Source organism: Streptomyces sp. MRC013, assembly GCF_023614235.1.
GTDB lineage: Bacteria > Actinomycetota > Actinomycetes > Streptomycetales > Streptomycetaceae > Streptomyces.
The window spans coordinates 2,168,807-2,188,480 of the sequence record NZ_CP094264.1; the positions used below are offsets into that span (position 1 = coordinate 2,168,807).

At 70.2% G+C, this 19,674-nt stretch carries 12 protein-coding genes, 3 rRNA genes and 4 pseudogenes; 7 read left to right on the top strand and 12 right to left on the bottom strand.

Annotation, left to right across the window (positions count from 1 at the left end; all coding sequences use genetic code 11):
• Positions 1-2 precede the first annotated feature (2 nt).
• The 6 genes and pseudogenes from LUW75_RS09820 to LUW75_RS09845 all read right to left on the bottom strand — a co-directional run bounded on the left by LUW75_RS09820 (position 3) and on the right by LUW75_RS09845 (position 7,633).
• Entirely contained in the window at positions 3-1,187 is a 1,185-nt protein-coding gene (locus LUW75_RS09820) for an acetoin utilization protein AcuC (protein ID WP_250335268.1), read from the bottom strand.
• Positions 1,156-1,702: pseudogene (locus LUW75_RS09825) on the bottom strand (hypothetical protein). The gene LUW75_RS09820 and the pseudogene LUW75_RS09825 overlap by 32 nt, the downstream one beginning before the upstream one ends.
• Before the next feature lie 58 nt (positions 1,703-1,760).
• Complete coding sequence (locus LUW75_RS09830; protein WP_250335269.1) at positions 1,761-2,405, bottom strand: HAD family hydrolase; 645 nt, start codon at positions 2,403-2,405, stop codon at positions 1,761-1,763.
• A gap of 72 nt (positions 2,406-2,477) precedes the next feature.
• A 5S ribosomal RNA gene (gene rrf / locus LUW75_RS09835) occupies positions 2,478-2,594 on the bottom strand.
• A 78-nt stretch (positions 2,595-2,672) separates the two neighbouring features.
• Positions 2,673-5,797: ribosomal RNA gene (locus tag LUW75_RS09840) — 23S ribosomal RNA — on the bottom strand.
• Positions 5,798-6,105: 308 nt separating this feature from the next.
• Positions 6,106-7,633 (bottom strand): 16S ribosomal RNA (locus LUW75_RS09845).
• The 16S, 23S and 5S rRNA genes sit together here, the layout of an rRNA operon.
• A gap of 673 nt (positions 7,634-8,306) precedes the next feature.
• Here LUW75_RS09845 and LUW75_RS24940 point away from each other — a divergent pair.
• A pseudogene (locus LUW75_RS24940) lies at positions 8,307-8,525 on the top strand (tryptophan--tRNA ligase); the annotation flags it as partial.
• Positions 8,526-8,561: 36 nt separating this feature from the next.
• On the opposite strand, the pseudogene LUW75_RS09855 reads toward LUW75_RS24940, so the two are convergent.
• A pseudogene (locus LUW75_RS09855) lies at positions 8,562-9,547 on the bottom strand (GlxA family transcriptional regulator).
• Positions 9,548-9,640: 93 nt separating this feature from the next.
• Here LUW75_RS09855 and LUW75_RS09860 point away from each other — a divergent pair.
• Positions 9,641-10,267, top strand: a complete 627-nt coding sequence (locus LUW75_RS09860) for a cysteine hydrolase family protein (RefSeq protein WP_250335270.1) — start codon at positions 9,641-9,643, stop codon at positions 10,265-10,267.
• Between the two features lie 121 nt (positions 10,268-10,388).
• Here LUW75_RS09860 and proC read toward each other — a convergent pair whose 3' ends face one another.
• From proC to LUW75_RS09875, 3 genes are all read right to left on the bottom strand, one after another.
• Entirely contained in the window at positions 10,389-11,198 is an 810-nt protein-coding gene (gene proC, locus LUW75_RS09865; protein ID WP_250335271.1) for a pyrroline-5-carboxylate reductase, read from the bottom strand.
• Positions 11,199-11,446: 248 nt separating this feature from the next.
• Positions 11,447-12,184, bottom strand: coding sequence for an ABC transporter permease (locus tag LUW75_RS09870; RefSeq protein WP_250335272.1), 738 nt, complete (start codon positions 12,182-12,184; stop codon positions 11,447-11,449).
• Positions 12,181-12,963 carry an ABC transporter ATP-binding protein gene (locus LUW75_RS09875; RefSeq protein ID WP_250335273.1) on the bottom strand — a complete coding sequence of 261 codons (783 nt, stop codon included), beginning with the start codon at positions 12,961-12,963 and terminating at the stop codon, positions 12,181-12,183. The genes LUW75_RS09870 and LUW75_RS09875 overlap by 4 nt, the downstream gene beginning before the upstream one ends.
• A 978-nt stretch (positions 12,964-13,941) precedes the next feature.
• On the opposite strand from LUW75_RS09875, the gene LUW75_RS09880 reads away from it, so the two are divergent.
• The 4 genes from LUW75_RS09880 (at position 13,942) to LUW75_RS09895 (ending at position 17,262) form a co-directional block, all read left to right on the top strand.
• Entirely contained in the window at positions 13,942-14,454 is a 513-nt protein-coding gene (locus tag LUW75_RS09880) for a toxin-antitoxin system HicB family antitoxin (RefSeq protein WP_250335274.1), read from the top strand.
• An 83-nt stretch (positions 14,455-14,537) separates the two neighbouring features.
• Positions 14,538-15,383: a DUF4097 family beta strand repeat-containing protein gene (locus LUW75_RS09885; RefSeq protein WP_250335275.1), complete on the top strand. Its 846-nt coding sequence runs from the start codon at positions 14,538-14,540 to the stop codon at positions 15,381-15,383.
• A gap of 80 nt (positions 15,384-15,463) precedes the next feature.
• On the top strand, positions 15,464-16,480 hold the full coding sequence (locus LUW75_RS09890; protein ID WP_250335276.1) for an ATP-binding cassette domain-containing protein: 1,017 nt from the start codon (positions 15,464-15,466) through the stop codon (positions 16,478-16,480).
• Positions 16,477-17,262: an ABC transporter permease gene (locus tag LUW75_RS09895; RefSeq protein ID WP_250335277.1), complete on the top strand. Its 786-nt coding sequence runs from the start codon at positions 16,477-16,479 to the stop codon at positions 17,260-17,262. Before LUW75_RS09890 ends, LUW75_RS09895 begins: the two co-directional genes overlap by 4 nt.
• A 107-nt stretch (positions 17,263-17,369) precedes the next feature.
• On the opposite strand, the gene LUW75_RS09900 is transcribed toward LUW75_RS09895, so the two are convergent.
• Both LUW75_RS09900 and LUW75_RS09905 read right to left on the bottom strand, forming a co-directional pair.
• Complete coding sequence (locus LUW75_RS09900; protein WP_250335278.1) at positions 17,370-17,963, bottom strand: hypothetical protein; 594 nt, start codon at positions 17,961-17,963, stop codon at positions 17,370-17,372.
• A gap of 42 nt (positions 17,964-18,005) precedes the next feature.
• Positions 18,006-18,269, bottom strand: a complete 264-nt coding sequence (locus tag LUW75_RS09905; protein ID WP_250335279.1) for a peptidase — start codon at positions 18,267-18,269, stop codon at positions 18,006-18,008.
• A 136-nt stretch (positions 18,270-18,405) separates the two neighbouring features.
• Between LUW75_RS09905 and LUW75_RS24945 the strand changes: the two are divergent.
• Positions 18,406-19,623 (top strand): annotated as a pseudogene (locus LUW75_RS24945) (serine/threonine-protein kinase); the annotation flags it as partial.
• Positions 19,624-19,674: the final 51 nt, after the last annotated feature.

Sequence of the window (19,674 nt, forward strand, 5' to 3'; positions counted from 1 at the left end):
GCCTACGGCTGGGCGAGGAGCCCGCGCAGCGGGAACACCGCCCTGCGGGTGGCCAGCACCGCCTGGTCCAGCCGGTCCCCGGGATCGTAACCGTCCTCCCAGGGCCGCCAGCCGACGGGCCACCGCCCGTCGGTCATGCGCCGCGGACCGGGCAGCCGGGTCCGCGCGTACACGAAGTCCCGCCAGGACTGCGGGATGACCGTCTCAGGCGGTACGTCCGCTCCGGCGACGATGCCCACCAGGTGCGCCCACGACCGCGGCACCACGTCCACGACCGCGTACCCGCCGCCGCCGAGCGCCACCCACCGGCCGCCCTCCACGTACTCCTCGGCGAGGTCCCGGCAGGCCGACTGGACGGCCCGCTGGGCGTCGAGGGAGACCGCCAGGTGGGCGAGCGGGTCCTCGAAATGGGTGTCGGCCCCGTGCTGGGTGACGAGGACCTGCGGCCGGAAGTCCGCGAGCAGCTCGGGGACGACCGCGTGGAACGCCCGCAACCAGCCGGCGTCACCGGTGCCCGCGGGCAGGGCGAGATTGACGGCACTGCCCGCGCCGGGCCCCGGCCCGCCGGTCTCCTCGGGCCGGCCGGTACCGGGGAAGAGGGTGCGGGGATCCTCGTGGAGGGAGACGGTCAGCACCCGCGGATCGTCCCGGAAGACGGCCTGCACACCGTCGCCGTGGTGGACGTCCACGTCGAGGTAGGCGACGCGCTCGGCGCCCAGTTCGAGGAGCCGGGCGATGGCCAGGGCCGCGTCGTTGTAGACGCAGAAGCCGGCGGCGGAGCCGGGCATGGCGTGGTGGAGGCCGCCGGTGAAGTTGACCGCGCGGTCCGCCTCGCCCCGCCACACGGCCTCGGCCGCGCCGACCGAGAGCCCGGCGATGCGGGCGGACACCTCGTGCATCCCGAGGAACGCCGGGTCGTCGACGGTGCCCAGCCCGTACGCCGGGTCGGCGCGGCGGGGATCGGCGGACGCGGCGCGCACCGCGGCGACGTAGTCCTCCCGGTGGACGAGCCCCAGCGTGGAGTCCCCGGCCGGTCCGGCCGACCCGACCTCGACGGCCCGGTCGACGCCGAGGGCCCGTACCAACTCCATGGTCAGCGCGAGCCGCACGGGGTCCATCGGGTGGCCGGGGCCGAAGTCGTACCCGGTCACCGCCTCATCCCACATCAACCGTGCGCGGACGCTCATGACCGCCACCGTATCGGTCGCCGTGCCCCGCGAAGGACCCGGCGTACGGGAGCGCCGCGAGCAGGAGCACCAGCGGCAACCACGGCCCCGCGCGGACTCCACACCTCCCCGAGGGCGCCGACGAGCGGGGACCCGACGAGGGTGCCCCCGTACGTGAAGACGTCGAGCCGCGCGACGGCCGCGCCGGCGGCGAGCCCGGACGGGCCCGGCGCTCCGGCCGTCTGCCACGTCCGCTCCCCGGCGCCGACCGCGGCGAGGGCGAGGAGCACCAGGGGCTGCGCCCACCGCAGGACGGCATGGGCGGGGACGCGCCGGACGAGCGCGCCGGTGACGGCGCTGCCCGGTCCGGCGAGCACGGGCACACCCGCCAGGTGGGCGGGCAGGAGCGGGTCGGGAACACCGTACTGCTGCTGGACCGCGGGGACGCGGGTGGCGAGCAGCGCGAGGGCGGTGCCCTGCACGAGGAACGAGGGGGCCAGCGCACACCGTCCGCGCCGCAGCCGCGCATCGGTCACGGCGGGAGAGGGTGCGGCGGGAAAGGGCGCGGCGGTGCTCTGCCGCCGGACAGCGTCGTCACAGGATGAGCGCGGGCAACCGGGCCATGTCGTCGAAGTACCCGTCGGCGCCGGGCAGTTCACCGGGATCGCTCATGGCGGTGAAGGCGTAGACGGCCATGCCCGCGGCGCGGGCGGCCCGGACGCCGAGGGGGCTGTCCTCGACGACGGCGCACCGTTCGGGGGCGACGCCCATGCGCTCGGCGGCGTGGAGGAACAGGTCGGGGGCCGGCTTGCCGCGACCGACGTCCTCGGCGCTGAACACGGTGCCGGGCGCGAACCACGGGTCGAGCCCGGTTCTGCGGTGCCCCGTGCGGATGCGTTCGTGACCGCTGGAGGAGGCGACGCAGTACGGCACCCCCGCGGCGACGAGCCCGCCGAGGACGTCGGCCACCCCGGGCACGGCGGTGAGGTCGCGTTCGAAGGCGGCGAAGACACGGGCGTGGAAGGTGGCGTCGAAGTCCTCGGGCAGCCGCCGTCCGGTCCGTTCGAGGATGGTGTCGTGAACGCGGTGCAGTGCGCCCCCCATGTAGTCGCGGAGGGAGTCCTCGTAGGTGGTGGGGTACCCGAGTTCGGTCAGGTACCCGGCCAGGATGGCGTTGGAGAGGGGCTCGCTGTCCACCAGGACGCCGTCGTTGTCGAATATGATCAGGTCGTGGCGCATGAACCCACCCTCAACGCGGAAATGCCCCGGTCCGGGAAAGCCAGAGGCTTCCCGGACCGGGGCTCAAGAATTGTTCGGCGGTGTCCTACTCTCCCACAGGATCCCCCCTGCAGTACCATCGGCGCTGAAAGGCTTAGCTTCCGGGTTCGGAATGTAACCGGGCGTTTCCCTAACGCTATGACCACCGAAACACTATGAAGATACCGACACTCCACCGGCACACCGGGAGGTCGTTCCTTCAGAACAACACAGTGGACGCGAGCAACTGAGGACAAGCCCTCGGCCTATTAGTACCGGTCAACTCCACCCATCACTGGGCTTCCATATCCGGCCTATCAACCCAGTCGTCTACTGGGAGCCTTACCCTCTCAAGGAGGCGGGAACACTCATCTCGAAGCAGGCTTCCCGCTTAGATGCTTTCAGCGGTTATCCCTCCCGAACGTAGCCAACCAGCCATGCCCTTGGCAGAACAACTGGCACACCAGAGGTTCGTCCGTCCCGGTCCTCTCGTACTAGGGACAGCCCTTCTCAATATTCCTACGCGCACAGCGGATAGGGACCGAACTGTCTCACGACGTTCTAAACCCAGCTCGCGTACCGCTTTAATGGGCGAACAGCCCAACCCTTGGGACCGACTCCAGCCCCAGGATGCGACGAGCCGACATCGAGGTGCCAAACCATCCCGTCGATATGGACTCTTGGGGAAGATCAGCCTGTTATCCCCGGGGTACCTTTTATCCGTTGAGCGACGGCGCTTCCACAAGCCACCGCCGGATCACTAGTCCCGACTTTCGTCCCTGCTCGACCCGTCGGTCTCACAGTCAAGCTCCCTTGTGCACTTACACTCAACACCTGATTACCAACCAGGCTGAGGGAACCTTTGGGCGCCTCCGTTACCCTTTAGGAGGCAACCGCCCCAGTTAAACTACCCATCAGACACTGTCCCTGATCCGGATCACGGACCCAGGTTAGACATCCAGCACGACCAGAGTGGTATTTCAACGACGACTCCACCCCAACTGGCGTTGAAGCTTCACAGTCTCCCACCTATCCTACACAAGCCGAACCGAACACCAATATCAAACTGTAGTAAAGGTCCCGGGGTCTTTCCGTCCTGCTGCGCGAAACGAGCATCTTTACTCGTAGTGCAATTTCACCGGGCCTATGGTTGAGACAGTCGAGAAGTCGTTACGCCATTCGTGCAGGTCGGAACTTACCCGACAAGGAATTTCGCTACCTTAGGATGGTTATAGTTACCACCGCCGTTTACTGGCGCTTAAGTTCTCAGCTTCGCCCCACCGAAATGGAGCTAACCGGTCCCCTTAACGTTCCAGCACCGGGCAGGCGTCAGTCCGTATACATCGCCTTACGGCTTCGCACGGACCTGTGTTTTTAGTAAACAGTCGCTTCTCGCTGGTCTCTGCGGCCACACCCAGCTCCGAGTGCAAGACTCATCACCAGACATGGCCCCCCTTCTCCCGAAGTTACGGGGGCATTTTGCCGAGTTCCTTAACCATAGTTCACCCGAACGCCTCGGTATTCTCTACCTGACCACCTGAGTCGGTTTAGGGTACGGGCCGCCATGAAACTCGCTAGAGGCTTTTCTCGACAGCATAGGATCATCCACTTCGCCACAATCGGCTCGGCATCAGGTCTCAGCCTTCACGTGCGACGGATTTACCTACCACACGGCCTACACCCTTACCCCGGGACAACCACCGCCCGGGCTGGACTACCTTCCTGCGTCACCCCATCACTCACCTACTACCAGTCTGGGCCACCGGCTCCACCACTCCGCACTTGTCCGAAGACGCACACGGCGGTTTCACGGGCTTAGCATCGCTGGGTTCAGCGCTGACGCTTCAAAGCGGGTACCGGAATATCAACCGGTTGTCCATCGACTACGCCTGTCGGCCTCGCCTTAGGTCCCGACTTACCCTGGGCAGATCAGCTTGACCCAGGAACCCTTAGTCAATCGGCGCACACGTTTCCCACGTGTGTATCGCTACTCATGCCTGCATTCTCACTCGTGAACCGTCCACAACTCGCTTCCACGGCTGCTTCACCCGGCACACGACGCTCCCCTACCCATCACAGTCCCCGTTAGGAGTATGTACTGCAATGACACGACTTCGGCGGTACGCTTGAGCCCCGCTACATTGTCGGCGCGGAATCACTTGACCAGTGAGCTATTACGCACTCTTTCAAGGATGGCTGCTTCTAAGCCAACCTCCTGGTTGTCTCTGCGACTCCACATCCTTTCCCACTTAGCGTACGCTTAGGGGCCTTAGTCGATGCTCTGGGCTGTTTCCCTCTCGACCATGGAGCTTATCCCCCACAGTCTCACTGCCGCGCTCTCACTTACCGGCATTCGGAGTTTGGCTAAGGTCAGTAACCCGGTAGGGCCCATCGCCTATCCAGTGCTCTACCTCCGGCAAGAAACACACGACGCTGCACCTAAATGCATTTCGGGGAGAACCAGCTATCACGGAGTTTGATTGGCCTTTCACCCCTAACCACAGGTCATCCCCCAGGTTTTCAACCCTGGTGGGTTCGGTCCTCCACGAAGTCTTACCTCCGCTTCAACCTGCCCATGGCTAGATCACTCCGCTTCGGGTCTTGAGCGCGCTACTACACCGCCCTATTCGGACTCGCTTTCGCTACGGCTTCCCCACACGGGTTAACCTCGCAACACACCGCAAACTCGCAGGCTCATTCTTCAAAAGGCACGCAGTCACGACGCAAGAACCGAAGTCCTTGCGCGACGCTCCCACGGCTTGTAGGCACACGGTTTCAGGTACTATTTCACTCCGCTCCCGCGGTACTTTTCACCATTCCCTCACGGTACTATCCGCTATCGGTCACCAGGGAATATTTAGGCTTAGCGGGTGGTCCCGCCAGATTCACACGGGATTTCTCGGGCCCCGTGCTACTTGGGTGTCTCTCCAACGAGCCGCATGAATTTCAGCTACGGGGGTCTTACCCTCTACGCCGGACCTTTCGCATGTCCTTCGCCTACCCATACGGTTTCTCACTCGTCTCACAGCCGGCAGACCATGAAAAAGAGATCCCACAACCCCGCACACGCAACCCCTGCCGGGTCTCACACGTATACGGTTTAGCCTCATCCGGTTTCGCTCGCCACTACTCCCGGAATCACGGTTGTTTTCTCTTCCTGAGGGTACTGAGATGTTTCACTTCCCCTCGTTCCCTCCACACTGCCTATGTGTTCAGCAGCGGGTGACAGCCCATGACGACTGCCGGGTTTCCCCATTCGGACACCCCCGGATCACAGCTCGGTTGACAGCTCCCCGGGGCCTATCGCGGCCTCCCACGTCCTTCATCGGTTCCTGGTGCCAAGGCATCCACCGTGCGCCCTTAAAAACTTGGCCACAGATGCTCGCGTCCACTGTGCAGTTCTCAAGCAACGACCAGCCACCCACCACCCCCAAGCCACACCTGGAGTTCACTGGGACCGGCATCGCAGAAGGGCAAGCAAACACTCGCACCCTCAGACACCCAACAGCGCGCCCAACACCCCCGGCCCCTCCCCGTGTTCCACGCCGAAGCAGTACTAACAAAGGAAGATCCCGAGTGTGCCGAATAGTCAACGTTCCACCCATGAGCCACCAGCACCGGACGTTCGCCGATGTACTGGCCTCTGACCAGACCAGACGGCCTGGTAAGAAGTGCTCCTTAGAAAGGAGGTGATCCAGCCGCACCTTCCGGTACGGCTACCTTGTTACGACTTCGTCCCAATCGCCAGTCCCACCTTCGACAGCTCCCTCCCACAAGGGGTTGGGCCACCGGCTTCGGGTGTTACCGACTTTCGTGACGTGACGGGCGGTGTGTACAAGGCCCGGGAACGTATTCACCGCAGCAATGCTGATCTGCGATTACTAGCGACTCCGACTTCATGGGGTCGAGTTGCAGACCCCAATCCGAACTGAGACCGGCTTTTTGAGATTCGCTCCACCTCACGGTATCGCAGCTCTTTGTACCGGCCATTGTAGCACGTGTGCAGCCCAAGACATAAGGGGCATGATGACTTGACGTCGTCCCCACCTTCCTCCGAGTTGACCCCGGCGGTCTCCCGTGAGTCCCCAGCACCACAAGGGCCTGCTGGCAACACGGGACAAGGGTTGCGCTCGTTGCGGGACTTAACCCAACATCTCACGACACGAGCTGACGACAGCCATGCACCACCTGTACACCGACCACAAGGGGGCACCCATCTCTGGATGTTTCCGATGTATGTCAAGCCTTGGTAAGGTTCTTCGCGTTGCGTCGAATTAAGCCACATGCTCCGCCGCTTGTGCGGGCCCCCGTCAATTCCTTTGAGTTTTAGCCTTGCGGCCGTACTCCCCAGGCGGGGAACTTAATGCGTTAGCTGCGGCACGGACGACGTGGAATGTCGCCCACACCTAGTTCCCAACGTTTACGGCGTGGACTACCAGGGTATCTAATCCTGTTCGCTCCCCACGCTTTCGCTCCTCAGCGTCAGTATCGGCCCAGAGATCCGCCTTCGCCACCGGTGTTCCTCCTGATATCTGCGCATTTCACCGCTACACCAGGAATTCCGATCTCCCCTACCGAACTCTAGCCTGCCCGTATCGAATGCAGACCCGGAGTTAAGCCCCGGGCTTTCACATCCGACGCGACAAGCCGCCTACGAGCTCTTTACGCCCAATAATTCCGGACAACGCTTGCGCCCTACGTATTACCGCGGCTGCTGGCACGTAGTTAGCCGGCGCTTCTTCTGCAGGTACCGTCACTTGCGCTTCTTCCCTGCTGAAAGAGGTTTACAACCCGAAGGCCGTCATCCCTCACGCGGCGTCGCTGCATCAGGCTTGCGCCCATTGTGCAATATTCCCCACTGCTGCCTCCCGTAGGAGTCTGGGCCGTGTCTCAGTCCCAGTGTGGCCGGTCGCCCTCTCAGGCCGGCTACCCGTCGTCGCCTTGGTGAGCCGTTACCTCACCAACAAGCTGATAGGCCGCGGGCTCATCCTGCACCGCCGGAGCTTTCCACCACCATCGGATGCCCGAAGCGGTCGTATCCGGTATTAGACCCCGTTTCCAGGGCTTGTCCCAGAGTGCAGGGCAGATTGCCCACGTGTTACTCACCCGTTCGCCACTAATCCCCCACCGAAGCGGGTTCATCGTTCGACTTGCATGTGTTAAGCACGCCGCCAGCGTTCGTCCTGAGCCAGGATCAAACTCTCCGTGAATGCTTCCCGGTCATCCGGGCAAACACCCGCGTTGAGCGGGACCGGAAGAAGGAATGATCCTCCCGATCCACAGCATCCTCGCTGTGTTCTTCAAAGGAACCACGTCTCACAGAGACGGGGTTATCAACATATCTGGCGTTGACTTTTGGCACGCTGTTGAGTTCTCAAGGAACGAACGCTTCCCTCGTACTCACCCTCTCGGGCTTTCCTCCGGGCGCTTCCCTTCGGTTTCTCCAGCCTAGCAGATCCGTTTACCGTCTCCGCCACCCGCTGGAGCGGGCCACCGGACCGTTCCCCGCTTTCGCGTTTCCCTTTCCGGCGATTCCGACTCTATCAGATCCTTTCGGCCCTGATTCCCCGTCAGAAGGGGTTGTCCTCACAGCCTTCCGGCCGCTCCGACGACGTGAACCTTAGCGAATCCACAGGCCCGACGCTAATCGGGCTTCCACTCTCTCGAGCGGGGATTCTTCATTCCACAAAAGCACGTGCAAAGCGTCGCGACGGAGAGTCGCTCGCCGGGGGTGTTTTTGCGGGATGGCTGTCCGGGGACCGACCGGGGTCGGCGCTCACGTCGGACAACTCGGAGAACAGTACGTATCGGCCGCACCGCTGTCAACCCGTCCCCCTACCCCGGCAGGGTGAGGGTCATGACGGCGCATGCGCACAGCCTCCTGTGGTGGACCGCCGCTCCGGCGGCCGTCCGCGTTTCCCCCTCCGGGCGGGACGGCCGCGGGAAGCGGCGGTCCCGAACGGAAGCGAGAGGGACATGACGCGGATCTTCAGCGGGATCAAGCCGACCGGGCACCTGACCCCGGGCAACCCCATCGGCACCGTCCGCCGGTGGGCCGAGGAGGACCAGTGCCGGGCGGAGGCGCTGTTCGGCGACGTCGACCCGGCGGGCCGTGGCGCGGCCGGTGGTGGACCGCGCCTACCGGGCGGTGGGGCCGGTGCCCGCCGTCTGACGGAACGCGGCCCGGTAGTCGCGCGGGCTGGTGGCGAGGTGCGCCGCGAAGTGCTGCCGCATGGTGACCTCGCTGCCGAAGCCCGCGAGGCGGGCCACCTCGGGCAGGGGGTGGTCGGTGCGTTCGAGGAGCTTCTGGGCGGCGGCGACGCGCTGGGCGACGAGCCAGCGGAGGGGGTTGTGCCGGTGGTGGCCCGGAAGTGGCGGGCGAAGGTGCGCGGGGACATGCCGGCGCGGGCGGCGAGGGAGGCGACGGTGTGCGGTCGGTCGAGGTGGGCGAGGGCGTGGGCGCGTACGGCGGCGAGGGCGTCGGCGTCGCGGTCGGCGCGCGGAGTGGGGTGCTCGATGAACTGGGCCTGGGTGCCGGTGCGGAACGGGGCGGTGACCATGGAGCGGGCGATGGCCGCGGCGGTCTCGGCCCCGTGGACGGTGCGGACGAGGTGGAGGCAGAGGTCGACGCCGGCGGCGGTGCCGGCCGAGGTCCACAGGCCGCCGTCCTCGACGAACAGGGCGTTCGGTTCGACGGTGACGGCGGGGTGGCGGCGGCGGAGGCGGTCGGCCAGGTACCAGTGGGTGACGGCGCGGCGGCCGTCGAGGAGGCCGGCGCGCGCGAGGGCGAACGCGCCGGCGCACAGCGCGGCGACCGGGGTGCCCGCCCGGTGGGCGCGGCGCAGGGCGTCGAGGACGGGGGCGGCGATGGAGCCGTCGGGGTCGACGAGTCCGGGGACGACGACGAGGTCGGCCTCGTCGAGCCAGGTCAGGGGGCGGTCCGGGGTGAGGGCCATGTCACCGTCGAGGGGGACCGGCACGCCGGGCTCGACGGCGGTGCGGCGCAGCTCGAACGGGGGGACGCCGCGGTCGGCGCGGTCGACGCCCCAGACCTCGGTGATGACGGAGACGTCGAAGGCGCGTACGCCCGGGAAGGCGAGCATCGCCACGCGGTACACGGACATGGGACCAGGATCGCATCGGGGTGTCGGTATCCCATCGACGGGTGTCGTCACCGCCACTGGTGACGGTCCGGGCGGAGGTCGGAGGATTCCGGCATGGAACTGAACGGAAGTGTCGAGGTCGAGATCGCGGCTGACGCCGCGCTGGTCGTGGTGGACGTGCAGAAGGGGTTCGCGGACCCGTACTGGGGGCGGCGGAACAATCCGGCGGCGGAGGGGAACATCGCCGCGCTGATCGACGTGTGGCAGGGGTCGGGGCGGCCGGTCGTGTTCGTGCGGCACGACTCGGTGAACCCGCGGTCGCCGCTGCGGCCGGGGCAGCCGGGGAACGACTTCCAGGACGTGGTGGAGGAGCGGCGGGGGAAGGGTGCGGGGCCCGAGCTGCTGGTGGCGAAGTCGGTGAACTCGGCGTTCTACGGCGAGCCGGACCTGGACGCGTGGCTGCGGGAGGCGGGGGTGCGGCAGATCGTGATCGCGGGCGTCCAGACGAACATGTGCAACGAGACGACGGCCCGGATGGGCGGGAACCTCGGGTACGACGTGCTCTTCCCGCTGGACGCGATGCACACGTTCGACGCGACCGGACCGTTCGGGTGGTCGCTGACCGCCGACGAGCTGTCGCGGGCGACGGCGGTGTCGCTGCACTCGGAGAAGTTCGCGAGGGTCGTGACGACGGCGGCCGTGTTGCGGGGCGCCGGGGTGGAGGTGGCCGGGACGGTGTGACCGCCGGGCGCGCCGCCCCTCCTGGCCGGGACAGACGGGACGCCGGGGCGGTACGGCCCCGGCAGCCGGGGGCCACGCCCCTCCGGCCGGGGACGGCGGGGGGCCGGGGGGCGGGGCAGGGTCAGCCGTTGCCGGAGCCCAGTTCGCGGCTGCGGTCGCGGGCGGCCTCCAGGGCGGCGATGAGGGCCGCCCGTACACCGTGGTTCTCCAGCTCGCGGATGGCGCTGATGGTCGTGCCGGCGGGGGAGGTGACGGCCTCGCGGAGCTTGACCGGGTGCTCGCCGCTGTCGCGGAGCATCACGGCGGCGCCGATGGCGGCCTGGACGATGAGGTCATGGGCCTGGGCACGGGGCAGACCGAGGAGGATGCCCGCGTCGGTCATGGCCTCGACGAGGAAGTAGAAGTAGGCCGGCCCGGAGCCGGACAGGGCCGTCGCGGCGTCCTGCTGGGACTCGGGGACGCGGAGGGTCTTGCCGACGCCGCCGAAGATCTCCTCGGTGTGGGCGAGGTGCGCGCCGGTGGCGTGGGTGCCCGCGGAGATGACGGACATCCCCTCGTCGACGAGGACGGGGGTGTTCGGCATGACGCGGACGACCGGGGTCCCGAGGGCGAGGCGCTCCTCGATGAACGCGGTGGTGATGCCCGCCGCCGCGCTGACGACCAGGTGGTCGCGGGTGACGTGGTGGGCGAGTTCGTCGAGGAGCCGGCCCATGTCCTGGGGCTTCACGGCGAGGATGAGGGTGTCGGCGCGCCGGGCGGCCTCGGAGTTGGGGACGGCCTCGACGCCGTAACGGGTGCGGAGCTCCCCGGCGCGTTCGGGGCGGCGGGCGGTGACGAGGAGGTGGGCGGTGGGCCAGCCGGCCCGGATCATGCCGCTGAGGAGGGCCTCTCCGATCTTTCCGGTGCCGAGGACCGCGACTGTCTGGGTCATTGCTCCGCTCGCCTTGCCGTGGGGTGACTGCCGGCGCCATCCTCCCACCCGGCCGGTCGGTGGTCGCGGTGGTCGGCGGCGGTGCCGGCTCCGGGCCGTGGTACGGGGCCGGGGCCGCGGGGCTCCGGGGGGCGGTACGGGGGCGGGGCGGAGGTGAGGCTGCACGGCCTCCGGGCGGGGCCGGGGCCGCGGTACGGGGCCGGGGCCGCGGTACGGGGCCGGGGCCGCGGTACGGGGCCGGGGCCGCTTCAGGGGGTGCGGCGGCGGAGGGTGGCGGCGCCGAGGGCGAGGACGAGGAGGGCGCAGCCGGTGACGACCAGGACGTCGCGGAGGAAGTCGCCGGTGACGTCCGGGTGGCGGAGGACCTGGTTCATGCCGTCGACGGCGTAGGACATGGGCAGCGCGTTCGAGACGGCCTCCAGGACGGGCTGCATCCTGTCGCGCGGTGTGAACAGGCCGCAGAGGAGCAACTGCGGGAAGATCACGGCCGGCATGAACTGGACGGCCTGGAACTCGGACGCGGCGAAGGCGGAGACGAACAGGCCGAGCGCGGTGCCGAGGAGCGCGTCGAGCAGGGCGACGAGGAGCAGCAGCCAGGGTGAGCCCGCCACGTCGAGGCCGAGGACCCACACGGCGACGGCGGTGGTGAGGGCCGACTGGACGGCGGCGAGCAGGCCGAAGGCGAGGGCGTAGCCGGCGACGAGGTCGGCTTTGCCGAGCGGCATGGCGAGGAGCCGTTCGAGGGTGCCGGAGGTGCGTTCGCGTAGGGTGGCGATGGACGTCACCAGGAACATCGTGATCAGCGGGAAGATCCCGAGCAGGGACGCGCCGATCGTGTCGAACACGCGCGGGCTGCCGTCGAAGACGTACCGGAGCAGCGTGGTCATCAGCACCGGGACGAAGAGCATCAGGGCGACGGTCCGCGGGTCGTGCCTGAGCTGGCGCAGGACTCGGGCGGCGGTGGCCAGGGTGCGGAAGCCGTTCACGGCTGCTCCTCGAGGGGGGTGCGGGCGGTGGCCGCGGCGGCGGTGTCGACCATGTGGAGGAAGGCGTCCTCGACGGTGCCGGTGCCGCTGCGGCGGCGGAGGGCCTCGGGGGTGTCGTCGGCGAGGAGCTCGCCCTCCCGCAGGAGGAGGAGGCGGTGGCAGCGCTCGGCCTCGTCCATGACGTGGGAGGAGACGAGGAGGGCGGCGCCCCGGTCGGCGGCGATGCGGTGGAAGAGGTCCCACAGGTCGCGGCGGAGGACGGGGTCGAGGCCGACCGTCGGCTCGTCGAGGACCAGGAGGTCGGGAGTGCCGAGGAGGGCCACGGCGAGGGAGACGCGGCTGCGCTGTCCGCCGGAGAGCCGGCCGGCGAGGGCGTCGGCGTGACCGGTGAGGTCCACGTCGGCGAGGGCACGGGTGACGGCTTCGGCGCGCCGGTCGCGGTGGCGGCGCCCGGGGTGGAGGACCTGGGCGAAGTAGGCGAGGTTCTGCCGGACCGACAGGTCGGCGTAGACCGACGGGGACTGGGTGACGTAGCCGATGCGGGAGCGGAGCGCCGGGTCGCCGGCGGGTCGGCCGAGGACGTTCAGGGTGCCGGTGACCTCGGCCTGGGCGCCGATGACGGCGCGCATGAGGGTGGTCTTCCCGCAGCCGGAGGGGCCGAGGAGGCCGGTGATCCGGCCCGGGGGTACGGAGAAGTCGAGGCCGCGCAGAACGGTGCGGCTCCCCCGGACGACCGTCAGGTCCCGGGCCTCGACGGCCGCGCCAGAATAATTCACCATGTGATGAATAATGATGCTAGGGACGGGGAGTGTCAAGGCACACCCGGCCCCGACACCGAGGCGGCGGGGCCGCCCGGGTACGGCGCCCGGGGCGGCTCCCCGCCATCCCGGTACGAGGGCGGGGCGGCTCCGGCGGGACCGGGCGACCGGCGCGGGCGGGCCGGTGCGGGCAGGTGGATGCGGGCAGGTCGGCGTGAGTCGCCCGGTACGGGTCGATCGGCACAGCTGGACGGGCGCGGGCGGGTCAACGCGACCCGGCCGGCACGAACCGGTCCGCACGAACCGCCCGGAGGCGCGGCGACGCCGGCCGGCACGGGGCGCGGCCGGGGCGAGTGGGGCCGGGGCGAGGGGGCCGACGCGAAGGGGCCGACGCGAAGGGGCCGACGCGAAGGGGCCGACGCGAAGGGGCCGACGCGAAGGGGCCGACGCGAAGGGGCCGACGTGGGCGCCGTGCGCCGGGCGCCGTGCGCCGGGCGCCACCGCCGGCGCGTGCCGGGTGGGAGTGGGGGCGGGCCGCGCGGGCCACCCGGACGACGCGGCACTCTCCGCCTGCATCTCCCCTCCCCCTCCCCCTGCTCCTCCACCTCCGCCTCCGCCTCCCCCTCCGCCTGCCCTTCCGTCTCCGAGGACCCGACACCACGACACCCCGCGAACACGCCGTCGGGTACGTCCCGGAGCTCGGATCGGCGGCGGATCGCTCGGAGGGAGCGAGCCCCCTCCCGCGACGCCGAACGGCACCGCGCGGCACCGACTGGCGCCATCCGGCACCACTTGACGCCACTTGGCGCCACTTGGCAGCACCCAGTGCCATGCGGCGTCACTTCAGCTTCCGAGGGACCCCCGCAAGCGCATGACGCCACAGCGGCCTGGGGCACCCCGCACCCACCTCCGCAGCTCAGGCGCCCTCATTTCGGCCCGCGCCCGTCAATGCGCCACCCGGGCTTGCACATGGCACCACAATGGCGCCATAATGGCGCCATGGACCTCACGCCGTATATCGACACCCTCCACCGCGAGCTCGCGGTGGCCGCCGAGGCCGGCGGGGAAGACGCCCGCGAGCTGGCCGAGCGGCTCACCGCTCCCCTGGAGTCGGCGACCCGCCTGGCGATGCTCAACGTGCTCTCCGCCGCGATGGACGAGATCACCCGCGAACTCGCTCCCGGATCGGTCGACGTACGGCTGCGCGGATTGGACCCGGACTTCGTGGTGACGCCGCCGCCCACCGGCGACGGCGCCCCCGCGGAACCGACCGCGCCCGCCGAACCGCCCAGGACCCCGGCCGACGGCGACGACGGCGGCACCGCCCGCGTCAACCTGCGTCTGCCGGCACACCTCAAGGCCCGTGTCGAGGAGGCCGCGAGCCACGAGGGCCTGTCGGTCAACGCCTGGCTGGTGCGCGCCGTGTCGGTCGCGGTCGACGGCGGCACCCGGCCGCGTACGACGGGGAGGATCCAGACCATCGGACAGAGCGTCACGGGCTGGGTCCGCTAGCCGCCCCCACGCCCGACCCACTCCACCCCTCACCACGTCCCACCAGCGGGAACGTGGCCACGACCCAAGAGAACGGGACAGCCATGCCTTCTTTCGACACTCCCGAACCGATCTCGGCCACGGCGCACGTGGAGGCCGGTTCCATCCGCTTCGCCGCGGGCGACCGCCCCCACACCGTCGTCGAGGTGCGGCCCCGCGACGCCGGGCGGGACCAGGACGTCCGCGCGGCCGAACAGACCGAGGTCGCCTGCGCGGACGGCGCGCTGACCGTCAGGACGCCCAAAGGGCGCCACCTGTTCGGCCGTACCGGCGTCGTCGACGTGACGGTCGAACTGCCCGCGGGCTCGCACGTCGACACGACCGGCGCCTGGACCCAGGTGCTCGGCGAGGGCCGGCTCGGCGAGGTCCGGGTGAAGACCTCGTCCGGCGACGTCCGTCTCGACACCACCGGCCCGCTGCACCTGACCGCCACCCACGGCTCGATCGCCGTGGACCGGGTCGAGGGCGCGGCCGAGATCACCACCAGCTCCGGCAGCCTGCGCGTCGGCACCGTCGACGGCCCCGCCGTCCTGAAGAACTCGCACGGCACCACGACCGTCGGCGCCGTCACCGGCGACCTGCGGGTGAGCAACGCCCACGGCGGCATCGACATCGGGCGCGCCGGGGCCTCCGTCACCGCCACCACCGCCACCGGCACCCTGCGCGTCGCCGAGGTCGTGCGCGGCACCGTCCGGTTGGAGACCTCCCACGGCGCCATCGAGGTCGGAGTCCGGGAGGGCACCGCCGCCTGGCTCGACGCCGGCTCGAACGCCGGCCAGGTGCGCAACGCGCTCACCGCGTCCGAGGCCCCGGAGGGCACCGAGGAGACCGTCGAGATCCACGCGCGCACCCGGTACGGCAACATCGACGTCCTCCGCGCCGGAGCCTGAACGCCGCGTACCCGGCCGTTCCCGCCTCCCACCCGCACCGTCCCCGCCCTCGAACGGAGGACTCCATGTCTTCTTTTGTCATGCCCACATCCAAAGTGCCCGGCAGCCGCACGGCTCCGGCCGCCGTGTCCGCCGTCGGCCTGCGCAAGTCGTACGGCGGCGGGGCCGTCCTCGACGGCATCGACCTGCACATCCCGGCCGGCTCGGTCTTCGCGCTGCTCGGGCCCAACGGCGCCGGCAAGACCACCACGGTGCGCATCCTCTCCACGCTCGTCGCCGCCGACGGCGGCCGGGCGCAGGTGGCGGGCCACGACGTCGCCGCGTCACCGGACGGGGTACGCGCCGCGATCGGCGTGACCGGGCAGTTCTCCGCCGTGGACGGACTGATCACCGGTGAGGAGAACATGCTCCTCATGGCGGACCTGCACCACCTCCCCCGCGAGGAGGGCCGCCGCACCGCCACCGAACTGCTGGGGCGTTTCGGCCTGGTGGACGCGGCGAAGAAGCCCGCCGCCACCTACTCCGGCGGCATGAGGCGCCGCCTCGACATCGCCATGACGCTGGTCGGCGGCCCGCGGATCATCTTCCTCGACGAACCGACCACCGGTCTCGACCCGCGCAGCCGCCGCGACATGTGGCGGATCATCCGCGAACTGGTCGCCGACGGCGTCACCGTCCTCCTCACCACGCAGTACCTGGAGGAGGCCGACCAACTCGCCGACCGCATCGCCGTGCTCGACGGCGGCAGGATCGCGGCGGAGGGCACCGCCGGGGAACTGAAGCGGCTGGTGCCCGGCGGGCACGTGCGTCTGCGCTTCTCCGACCCGGCCTCCCTCCGGAGCGCCGCCCTCGCGCTGCGCGGGACCGCCCTCCCCCGGCCCCCCGCCCCCACCCGGGCGGGGCACACTCCCGCCGACGAGGCGCTGACGCTGCGGATCCCCGGCGACGGCAGCCCGCGCGAACTGCGCTCCATCCTCGACCGGCTGGACTCGGCCGGTGTCGAGGCGGACGGGCTGACCGTGCACACCCCCGACCTCGACGACGTGTTCTTCGCCCTGACCGGCGGCACCGACCAGCCCCAGGAGGCCGACCGATGAGCTCCCTGCCCCTCGCCGTGCGCGACTCGTCCACGATGCTGCGCCGCAACCTCCTGCACGCGCGGCGCTATCCGTCCCTCACCCTGAACCTGCTGCTCACCCCGATCGTCCTGCTGCTGCTCTTCGTCTACGTCTTCGGCGACGTGATGGGCTCGGGCATGGGCGGCGGGGACCGCTCCGACTACGTCGCCTACGTCGTGCCGGGCATCCTGATGATGACCGTCGGAGGCACCGTGGTGGGGACCGCGGTGTCGGTGTCCAACGACATGACCGAGGGCATCATCGCCCGCTTCCGCACGATGGCGATCCACCGCGGGTCCGTGCTCGTCGGGCACGTCCTCGGCAGCGTGCTGCAGTCGGTCGCCAGCGTGGTCCTCGTGGGCGCCGTCGCCGTGGCCGTCGGCTTCCGGTCGGTGGACGCCACGGTCCTGGAGTGGCTGGCCGCGCTCGGGCTCACGGCGCTGGTCGCCCTGGCCCTCGCCTGGATCGCGGCCGGGATGGGCATGGTCAGCCCGAACGCCGAGGCCGCCAGCAACAACGCCATGCCGCTGATCGTCCTGCCACTCGTCTCGAGCGCCTTCGTCCCGGTCGACGCGATGCCGGGCTGGTTCCAGCCGATCGCCGAGTACCAGCCGTTCACCCCGGTCATCGAGACACTGCGCGGGCTGCTGCTCGGCAGCGGGATCGGGCACGACGGGTGGCTCGCGGTCGCCTGGTGCCTGGCCCTCTCCGCGCTCGGCTGCCTCTGGTCGAGGGCGGCCTTCGACCGCGACCCGAAGTAGCCCGGACGACCGCGGACCGGCGCCCCGCCCTCGCGGTCCCGGGTCCGCGGGCCGGCGCCCCGCCCCCACGGCCCCGGGTCCGCGGGGCGGGGCGCCGGCCGCACCGGCTAGCGGCGGGGGCGCTTCCCGCGGGCCGCCGGGTTGCCGGTGCGGGTGGTGCGACGCTTCTCGTACCGGGCGCGGGCCGCCTCGTACTCGGCGCGTACGAGCTTCTCGCCGGGGGCCTCGAAGAGGGAGCGGACGAAGTAGGCGAGGAGCGAGCCGAGGAAGCCGATCGCCTTCAGGCCGCGCAGGGCGTCCTCCCGGGCCGGGTCGGCGGGGCGGCGGTCGAAGCCCGCCCACGTCCGCTGGAAGGCGACGGCCGTGCAGACCGCGAACATCACGACGACCAGGCCGTCGGCGAAGCCCCCGAGTCTGGCGAGGGCCAGGCCCTCGTACGCGAGGCGCAGGACGAACGCGCCCGCGGCGGCCGCGGCCAGGGAGCCCGCGGCGACACCGGCGCGCCGCAGCGCGTACCCGCCGTCGTGGCCGACCCAGGTCGTGCCGAAGAAGCGGAGGGGTTCGGGCCGGGGACCGCCGGACGCCTCCGCCGCGCGGGCCGCGCCGGCGGTACCGCCGGGACCGGTGGTGCCGGTGGGGTCCGCGGGGGCGGTGGTGCCGGTGGGGTCCGCGGGGGCGGTCGGGTCCGTGGGGTCGCTCACGGAGCGATTATCCCCCGTCGGCCGGTGCCGCCGCGGTACGCGTCAGGCGCAGCGCACCGTCACGTACCCGTCGACCCCGGTCCGGACGTACGCGTCCGACACGTACTGGCCGTTGGCGATGTTGTTCCAGATGTTCGACGTGCCGTACGGACCCGAGACCCAGGTGCCCGGCGTCTGGCAGTTGATCGGCACGTTCACGCCTTCCGGCAGGAGCTTCACGATGCCGTAGTGGGTGCCGGGGCCGCTGCGGACGTTGAGCCGGACCCCCGGCGCGACCGGGTAGCGCTTGACCGAGTTCGTGTCCATGTGTACCTCCCCCGGGCGCCCGCTCCGTGCGGGCACCCCTGTGGTGGGGAGGCTAACAAGCCGGACCGACATCGCACGCATCATCGACTAGGCTCCGTGCGTCGCGCGTCCGAGCGAGCACACACGGGGGTGGACGATGCCGCCGCTGCACAGCCCCGGGGCGGTACCGGAAGCGGAACATCCGGAGTACGCCGGGAGGTACCGGCTGGAGGACTGGCTGGGTTCGGGCGGCATGGGGGTCGTCCGGCTGGCCACGTCCGACTCGGGCCTGCGCCTCGCCGTAAAGGTCATCCACGCCGAGCACGCGGCGGACCCGGAGTTCAGGGCGCGTTTCCGGCAGGAGGTCGACGCCGCGCGGCGGGTCAGCGGGGCGTTCACCGCGCCGGTCGTCGACGCCGACCCGGAGGCCGCGAGGCCGTGGATGGCGACCCTGTTCATCGACGGGCCGACCCTGTCGGAACGCGTCAAGCGGAACGGGCCGATGGACACGGCGGAGCTGCGCCGGCTCGGCGCCGGACTCGCCGAGGCGCTGCGCGACATCCACCGGGCGGGGGTCGTCCACCGGGACCTGAAACCCAGCAACGTCCTGCTCGCGGCGGACGGGCCGAAGGTCATCGACTTCGGCATCTCCCGGCCGAGCGACAGTGCCATGCGCACCGAGACCGGGAAGCTCATCGGCACGCCGCCGTTCATGGCGCCCGAGCAGTTCCAGCGGCCCCGGGACGTGGGGCCGGCGGCGGACGTGTTCGCGATGGGCGCGGTACTGGTGCACGCGGCGACGGGACGGGGGCCGTTCGACTCGCACAGCCCCTACGTGGTGGCGTACCAGGTGGTGCACAACGAGCCGGACCTGACCGGTGTGCCGGACGAGGTCACGCCGTTGCTGCGGCGGTGCCTCGCGAAGGACCCGGCCGAGCGGCCCGCGCCGGAGCAGGTGATGGTCGCCCTGCGGGTGCCCGACGGCGGCATCGGCGAGGGAGGCCGGCACGGGGCCGGCGGCCCCGAGGAGAACCGCCGCGGGGCGGGCCGGGCCGCGGGACCGCCCGGGCGGAACAAGGCAGGGAGCCCTCCCGACGGCGGACCGGCGGACGACGGGCCGACTGGGGGCGAGCCCGTGGAGGACGGGCCGGCGAGTGGCGAGCCCGCGGGCGGCGGGTCGGCGGACGGCGGGGACGCCGGTGGGGCCCCGGCGTTCGGGCGGCGCCGGCACGGGCCCGGGACGCGACGGCTGGTGTGGATCGCCGCGGCGGTCGCGGCGGCCGGGGCCCTGGTCGGGGGCTGGTCGCCGTACGGGGCGCGGACGCCGTGCGCGGCGCCGGACCCGCCGTCGTGGTGCGGGACTTCCGGGCCTGGGCGGTGCCCCTCGGTACGGGTGGCACGGGACGTACGGGTACCGAGGCGGCGC

Bases quoted from the DNA above. Each gene is read 5' to 3' on its own strand.
- LUW75_RS09885 (WP_250335275.1), top strand. From the start codon at position 14,538: ATGCCTTCTTTCGACACTCCCGAACCGATCTCGGCCACGGCGCACGTG.
- LUW75_RS09905 (WP_250335279.1), bottom strand. From the start codon at position 18,269: ATGGACACGAACTCGGTCAAGCGCTACCCGGTCGCGCCGGGGGTCCGG.
- proC (WP_250335271.1), bottom strand. From the start codon at position 11,198: ATGACCCAGACAGTCGCGGTCCTCGGCACCGGAAAGATCGGAGAGGCC.
- LUW75_RS09880 (WP_250335274.1), top strand. From the start codon at position 13,942: ATGGACCTCACGCCGTATATCGACACCCTCCACCGCGAGCTCGCGGTG.
- LUW75_RS09890 (WP_250335276.1), top strand. From the start codon at position 15,464: ATGCCCACATCCAAAGTGCCCGGCAGCCGCACGGCTCCGGCCGCCGTG.
- LUW75_RS09860 (WP_250335270.1), top strand. From the start codon at position 9,641: ATGGAACTGAACGGAAGTGTCGAGGTCGAGATCGCGGCTGACGCCGCG.
- LUW75_RS09830 (WP_250335269.1), bottom strand. From the start codon at position 2,405: ATGCGCCACGACCTGATCATATTCGACAACGACGGCGTCCTGGTGGAC.
- LUW75_RS09875 (WP_250335273.1), bottom strand. From the start codon at position 12,963: ATGGTGAATTATTCTGGCGCGGCCGTCGAGGCCCGGGACCTGACGGTC.
- LUW75_RS09895 (WP_250335277.1), top strand. From the start codon at position 16,477: ATGAGCTCCCTGCCCCTCGCCGTGCGCGACTCGTCCACGATGCTGCGC.
- LUW75_RS09820 (WP_250335268.1), bottom strand. From the start codon at position 1,187: ATGAGCGTCCGCGCACGGTTGATGTGGGATGAGGCGGTGACCGGGTAC.